A 6459-nucleotide genomic window follows, 5' to 3' on the forward strand; every position below is an offset into this window, starting at 1 on the left:
CGAGTCAGCGGTGTTCGCACTGTGGGTTTACCCACGAGGACAATCGTGACGACAAGCGGTTCGTGTGTCAGGACTGTGGGTATGGGGTGAACGCGGATTACAACGCCGCAAAGAATATCGCCACCCGATACTGCGGATATATCCATCGCGGGCAGACGTCTCGCGGTGGATGGGCTACCAGTCAACTGGCCCTCAAGTCAGGGACGTTGAACGTGAACGGCGATTACACGCCTGCCGAACTACTCGGGTAGAACGGGAGTCCACTGACAAGCCTCGGGGCGTGACCCCGAGGCGGTTGACCCGCCTCGTCGATAGCCTACTACTCCCGGAGTATCTGTAAAAGGTCTCGGCGGATTCCGATAGAGATAGACCAGTCGATTATTTTACCTGTACTGTCCCGACCATCCCCGAGCTCTCATGTGGGATACAAAAGTACCCGTACGTTCCGGACTGATCGAACGTGTGCTCGTAGTTTTCGCCTGGAGCGATAAGCCCCTCGTTGACCCGGTTCCTCGCAGCACGTTCTAACTCGAAGCCACCACTTGCGAAGTACGCGGCCTCGTCTGGAATATCATCTTCATACGCTGTGACCGTATGCTCGATATCGCTTTCGTTTGTCCATATTACCGTCTCCCCTGTTTCGATCGTCGCAGTCTTCGGCTCAAACGTGAGGTTATCGGGCATCGTGACAGTCTGGGTTGACGATGACTGTCCGTTCAAACATCCAGCGGTGCTGAGAGTCGCCAGGGTCGCAGTACTGAGTCGCAAAACCGCCCGTCGGTTATGAGATTCGAGTGACATTGTAACAGAAACAAGTGGTACCTATTAGAGCGCCACGAAGAGGTCAGTTACGTACATTATGGCAAAACCAAGGAGGAACGCGAGTAGATTCGTGGCGCTGGCCACGCGACCGCCTGCGTCCCGAACCATTCGCGCAATCTCCCAGTCCACCTGCAGGATTGCACCAACCCCGATTGCGAGGAAGAAGGCACCGATCGTCGGTGAGTATGCGAGACTGCCGATCCAGCCACCGAGGATGACGGGTGCGCCGGCGATGACGCCGAGCGCAGCGAAGTGCTTGAGCGACGGGCGTTTTCCGCGGGCAACCGGCGCAACGACAGCCGGTCCTTCCGTCACGTTGTGGAGCATGAACCCGATCACGAGGAATGCGCCGAGCGACACACGCCCGAGTGCAAACGAACTCCCGATCGCCAGCCCCTCCGCGAGGTTGTGCAGGCCGATCCCTACCGCGACCAGATAGGCGATCCAGAGACCACTACTCGCCCGACTATCACCAGCGGCGACACGACCCTCACGCCACGCACTGATCGCCTGGACGAGGAGGAGTGCGCCGAAGATCCCGAAGACGACCAAGAGGTTGCCCTCGTACGCGCCTGGAACCCGCTCGGCGAGTTCAAACGCCTCGAACCCAGCGTCGAACGCCAAGAAGCCCAGTACGCCGGCCGCGAATAAGAGAACGGCGTGCAGCCAGCGATCGCTCATCGTCTTGATGTAGGGGAACCAGAGCATCCCTAATGCGACCGGGATCACGCCGACGAACAGCCCGATGACTGCAAGCGTCCCGAGCAGACTGAGGCTAAATCCGGGTGACTGACTCGGAGCGACGATCGTATTATGGAATGTCGCTCCGTCAGAGAGTATCAAAGCAACTTCGAGATCCCACCCTGGATTCCAGTGATACGGGATCATGATCTGTGCGCTTTCCATCGGGGCGAGCGTTCGGTCACCACCGGCTCCTTCGACCCGGAAATCCCAGTATGCTTCGTCGACGAGCACCTGTGATATCGTCACGGATTCGGGCCCGTTATTCGTCACGTGCAGCACGACCGTTTCGTCACTCGGAAGCGTCGTATGCGTAACCGTCACGTCGGGAAGCGGTGCGCCGCTCTGAACACCAGCGAGCGGTGACGTGAACGCGAACACGCCCAAGACGAGCACGAGCAACACGATCGGGAGTAACGCGCTGACCCATCGCGGAAGCCCGAGCGGTTGTGTGATCTCGTTCTCGGCTGGTACACCACCGTCCGTCGTCGAGTTCTGTGTCTTGTCCGCCATGTTAGACCACCTCGAAGAAGCTCATCCAGCCGAGTTCGGCAAACTCCGACTGATGTGCGTGAAACATGTACAGCCCAGGTTCGTGATCCGAGTAGTCGATCTCGATAATACCGCGCTGGGCCTGCGTCTGCATAATCGTGTCCACAGTCTTGCGCGTCGGCGTCAGCGTCGTCCCGTGGTCGTAATAATCGAAGAACTGCGAGTGAGTGTGGAACGAATTGATGAGGTCGAGCTCAGTCGCATTGGAGAGGTATACGCGCTGGCGTTCGTTCTTGTCGATCTGGATGGGGCGCTTCGTCTCACCTGCCGTCCAGTTGCCGTTGCCGTCGGTGTCCCCGACCCCGTACCCGAACGCCCGTGTGTTCGCCGCGTAGACCTCATTTCCGCCGTCGAAGTTTGTATCGAACGAGTTCATCACCATTACCATCTCGTTGACGGCGTCGTTTTCGGCGTACTCGTGATTCCGGCTCTCCGCCTCGTTGACGAGCTGCGCTCGGAAGTCGTCGGTAATCGGGCCAGGGTAATTGACGTAGTCGCGTGGGTTCTCCCTGACGCGTTCGGGGTCCGGATCGACGATAATCGTGCCGTAGAGTCCGCGGTGGATGTGCTCTTTCAGTGGGAGCGAGTGGCAGTGATAGAAGTGCGTGCCGGCGGGCTGGGCGATCCACTCGTAAGTGAAGGATTCACCCGTATCGAGTACACCAGGCCCGTTCTGGGGGATCCCATCCATTCGCGGGTTGAGATTCTTCAGGTGCGGATGAATCGTGTGAGCGTGCCGCCCCAAGTTCGTGAACTTGACGCGGATCAGGTCGCCCTCAACGGCACGGATCGTCGGGCCCGGCACCTGACCGTTGTATGCCCACGCCTGGAATTCGACGCCCGGCGCGATGGTGATCGTCGTGTCGACGGCGGTGAACTCGAACTCCCGTACTGTTCGGCCATTCTCCTCGTAGGCCTGCTGAGGGACGTTATCCTGTCCGCTGTCTCCGGTATTGAACGCGGTGAGGAACTCGTGAGGGTCGAAATCCAAATCCTGGTATTCGCCCACTGCACCGAAGTTACCGTGTTCATCTTCGTCCTCATGGTCGGGCGAAGCACTTGCTTGAGTACTCCCGAGTCCGACTGCTGCACTCCCGGCGACACCGAGACTGCCGAGTACCGTGCGGCGACTGACACTCGTTTCACCGGTGAGTGATTCGACCAATCGCTGTTCGAGTTGTTCTGTGACGTCCGCTGCACTGTCGTAATCTATCGATGGCATGATCTCCTCCGCTGGTCGTGCCTTCGGATACCCATATGCGCTAGTTAACCACTCCAATATATAAATTAGATGCATCTAATCTTAGAGTGAGTCTAAACTAATAACTGGCTGGCGGACTTTCGAGCTTCTCAGTTAGCACCCTGAATGAGAAACTGGAATTGGATTCGAAATCTTAAGGGGGCTGTTACCAGACAACTAACACCGACGTGGGGACAGCCCCCTCCATCACGCACCCCCGGTGGATTGCGAACGTGCTAGTAGGCGCGACGATTCCGATGACGGCGTTCGCGTCTGGCTGGTCGAGCGGACGTACTCCGACGACGAGCAGAACCTCATAAAAATGGAATGAAATGTAGTTAGCAGCAGTTGGTGAGCGCGGCTTTGTCAGTGGTTTCCGTTCCGCAGTGCGCACACCGCCAGAAGCGGTGATCAAAGTGGCCGTGTTTGTCGTGGCGACGTGCGGACCAGTGACGCATGTCTCTGTGTCGTTCTCGCTATTGGTAGCGCTGGTAGTGTTTGTAGTAACGTTAGAATACGCGGAATAGACAGAGTACGGTGCATTATCAACTTACTTTGGAGAAAACTGATTGCAGAAACATGGTGTAATATATGAAAATAACCCTAAGTGATTGACGGGCAACGAATTAGATATGGTAACGCCGGCAGTTATCGATACCGGGTTCGGGGTTGCTGGACTCCTCACGCTACTCGTAGCTGGATATTGGGGAGTTGCGCGACACGACCACCGACGAGCACTCCGAACCGGTGCGTTCGTCGTGCTCTGGCTTGCGGGGATACTGCTCAACGGCTGGCGTAATATGATGATTATGGCTGTTGCAATGGCAACACTTTCATTCGTATGGTTCCTGACTCGCCCCACTGTTCGATCTCAGATACAGTAACATCGAGCCAGATTCGGCCGACTATCTGCCAATTAGACGAGGTGAATCGCTCGCAGTGCTGGGCGATATCGAGCCGGTCCGTCCAGCGGGCGAAGGTCTCGCCATGGTCGGCTTCGTCAAACCGCCAGTACTGCCAGGCGTAGACGAGTTCGTGCCGGACAGTCTTACTGAACTGCTGTCAGCCGAACTCTCGGTAGGCGTCCCAGGTGAGCCGGATCGTGACCGACTCAGTTTCTGGACCGTATTCGGTGACGCCGGCCTGTCGCTGCGCTCGCTCGGAGACCTCCCAGTCGATCGAGCCAATGGGGGACTTGGGAAAGTATTCAGCAGTGACGTCGGCTGTATGCGTTTGCGCTCGGTCAAGCAAGAGTTGTCCATATCTTCGGAGAAGAAACTGGATAGTATAAGTGGAGCGAGAAGTTAAAATCAGTTGCTGAGAGAGCGGACGTCGTACAGGATTGCTTGGAAATTCCCCTATTAAATAAGCGATAGCTGCGTCACTTCCTCGATAAAATTTGGTTCAGGTCGGTTTTTGAGAGCGATAGAGGTATGCTGCAGTAAGCGCACCGATTGCTTCAGCGGCTTTCGCAGTAATAGATAGTGGGTTGATTGGGCCGTCCATTACGAAGAATGCGACGATGGTTGCGAGTGCATATCCGACGGCGACAAGATACAGCTCACGACGCCAATACTGACTCACGAAGAGAATCACACCGCCGATAAAGCCGAATCCATTGAGATAGAATAAGATACCTGTTAGCTGGTCAAATTCCATTACTCTCGGGGCGAGAAATAGATGAATGGCGGCTGTCACAAGTGCTGCGAGGATCGCGATGTAACCGATACTGTTCGATGGGAGGTTAATCAGTGATTGTGAGTCCTGGGTTTCGGTGGATTGGCGCGACATAGAGAGAGTATTATACGAAGAATGATAAAATTTTGATATGAATAAATGGGACAATGACTGATACAATGGGGCATGACAATATTTGGAGCCTCCAATATATTTCTCAGGTTCGTCAAACTAAAGAATTAGCGGTATCACAATGTTCGTGCCCTGTCGGATAACACGATTAACGTAACAGCCCACTCTCAGATTGATGGTAGCACCACCGCTGGAGGTGGTCGCGGTGCTAAAGCTTTGTCAGCGACGAGCGGGAGCGAACCGAGGGGGCGAGTTCGTCCAAGAGCACAACCCCGAGGATGTATCGGAGGTTATCGAGCCGCTTGAACCCTACATGACGAGCGAAGTTGCAGATGCGCTCAACTGGCCGCGCCGGTCAGCCTTTAACGTCTTAGACGATCTCGCCGACGAGGGAAGGATTCGCAAAAAGAAGCCCGAAGCCCGGCGTGTCATCTGGATCCGCGAGCAATAGCTTTCACAGTACTATGAGAGACGTAGCCAGCCCTGTTGAAACCCTTAGTAGTTGATAGAATTGGCGTACTGAATACAGAGCATCTATGCAGCAGAGCGATGATCGCAAGACGGGGGGTGACGGCAACGGGACCAGCTGCGATCGCGGACGCCACCGCGATGCTTCGGACAACCGTTATTCTGCTGGCGAACCAATTCGGAGCATGGATAAGTATACAGCCGTATTCGAGATCGACTCGAAAACGGACGCGTACGCCGTCGAGCGACTGATGAATCGTCTGTATGATTCGCTCCGAGAGGAGTCCCGGACGCTACGCGAAGGGTCGAACGATTCGACGGAGATGTTAGAGCAGTTTGAAACGATCCGTGATGCCACGCAAAGACCTACACCCGGTAAATTGACGGTGATATACGAATCTCAGGATGAGGAATTTGAAGAGTAAACGGACGCTATGGCCGTAACTATCTGCAACATACGCGCCCTGTATTCAGTACGGCCTCGCCGAATTATCACGGATTGAGGGTTTCAAGAGAGCACAGATAGAGGGCTCGAACGCGTCAACGGCCGTCAGTCGTCGGCAGTCTCGGCTAGCAACTCCCTGACCCACTCGTTGGGGCGTGGCGGCGAGCAGTCGCCGGGTTCGAGCAGCGCCGATTCTGATGCGATTGCATGCCCGCACGGTTGGACGACCAGCGGCGACAGTGAGTTTCTAGATCGTTCGAATAGTTAATACTGGGATCGACGACGCATGGAGAACGGTCCGTGCAACACTCCCCATAAAGAGTCTGTCGAAGCCCGTCTGTCCACGTGTCCCCATCACGACGAGGTCAGCACGGTAGTCATC

At 55.8% G+C, this 6459-nt stretch carries 10 protein-coding genes and 1 pseudogene; 5 read left to right on the plus strand and 6 right to left on the minus strand.

The window, feature by feature from the left end; translation table 11 throughout:
• Positions 1-251 (plus strand): zinc ribbon domain-containing protein (locus tag ACRYA2_RS26380; protein WP_433634756.1); only part of this gene is annotated, 251 nt, incomplete at its 5' end.
• Between the two features lie 127 nt (positions 252-378).
• Here the strand turns inward: ACRYA2_RS26380 and ACRYA2_RS26385 are convergent.
• The 3 genes from ACRYA2_RS26385 to ACRYA2_RS26395 all read right to left on the minus strand — a co-directional run bounded on the left by ACRYA2_RS26385 (position 379) and on the right by ACRYA2_RS26395 (position 3337).
• Positions 379-684 carry a cupredoxin domain-containing protein gene (locus ACRYA2_RS26385; RefSeq protein WP_433634758.1) on the minus strand — a complete coding sequence of 102 codons (306 nt, stop codon included), beginning with the start codon at positions 682-684 and terminating at the stop codon, positions 379-381.
• Positions 685-825: 141 nt separating this feature from the next.
• Positions 826-2076 (minus strand): ZIP family metal transporter, encoded by a 1251-nt coding sequence (locus tag ACRYA2_RS26390; RefSeq protein WP_433634760.1) that lies wholly within the window; start codon positions 2074-2076, stop codon positions 826-828.
• Between the two features lies 1 nt (position 2077).
• Positions 2078-3337 carry a multicopper oxidase domain-containing protein gene (locus ACRYA2_RS26395; RefSeq protein ID WP_433634762.1) on the minus strand — a complete coding sequence of 420 codons (1260 nt, stop codon included), beginning with the start codon at positions 3335-3337 and terminating at the stop codon, positions 2078-2080.
• Between the two features lie 238 nt (positions 3338-3575).
• Here ACRYA2_RS26395 and ACRYA2_RS26720 point away from each other — a divergent pair.
• Positions 3576-3674, plus strand: a pseudogene (locus ACRYA2_RS26720) (DUF7967 family protein); the annotation flags it as partial.
• A gap of 19 nt (positions 3675-3693) precedes the next feature.
• Here ACRYA2_RS26720 and ACRYA2_RS26725 read toward each other — a convergent pair.
• Entirely contained in the window at positions 3694-3813 is a 120-nt protein-coding gene (locus ACRYA2_RS26725; RefSeq protein ID WP_472850144.1) for a DUF8118 domain-containing protein, read from the minus strand.
• A gap of 174 nt (positions 3814-3987) precedes the next feature.
• Here ACRYA2_RS26725 and ACRYA2_RS26400 point away from each other — a divergent pair, with 174 nt between their 5' ends.
• Positions 3988-4239, plus strand: a complete 252-nt coding sequence (locus tag ACRYA2_RS26400; RefSeq protein ID WP_433634764.1) for a hypothetical protein — start codon at positions 3988-3990, stop codon at positions 4237-4239.
• Between the two features lie 520 nt (positions 4240-4759).
• Here the strand turns inward: ACRYA2_RS26400 and ACRYA2_RS26405 are convergent.
• Positions 4760-5146: a DUF7475 family protein gene (locus ACRYA2_RS26405; protein ID WP_433634766.1), complete on the minus strand. Its 387-nt coding sequence runs from the start codon at positions 5144-5146 to the stop codon at positions 4760-4762.
• Between the two features lie 193 nt (positions 5147-5339).
• Between ACRYA2_RS26405 and ACRYA2_RS26410 the strand changes: the two genes are divergently transcribed.
• A complete protein-coding gene (locus ACRYA2_RS26410) occupies positions 5340-5615 on the plus strand; it encodes a hypothetical protein (RefSeq protein ID WP_433634768.1) in 276 nt (91 codons plus the stop codon).
• 85 nt (positions 5616-5700) lie between these two features.
• Entirely contained in the window at positions 5701-6057 is a 357-nt protein-coding gene (locus ACRYA2_RS26415) for a hypothetical protein (protein WP_433634770.1), read from the plus strand.
• 267 nt (positions 6058-6324) lie between these two features.
• Here the strand turns inward: ACRYA2_RS26415 and ACRYA2_RS26420 are convergent.
• Positions 6325-6459, minus strand: a 135-nt coding sequence (locus ACRYA2_RS26420) for a universal stress protein (RefSeq protein ID WP_433634772.1), incomplete at its 5' end; no start/stop codon positions are given.

It is taken from the genome of Halomicrococcus pelagicus (assembly GCF_050954125.1).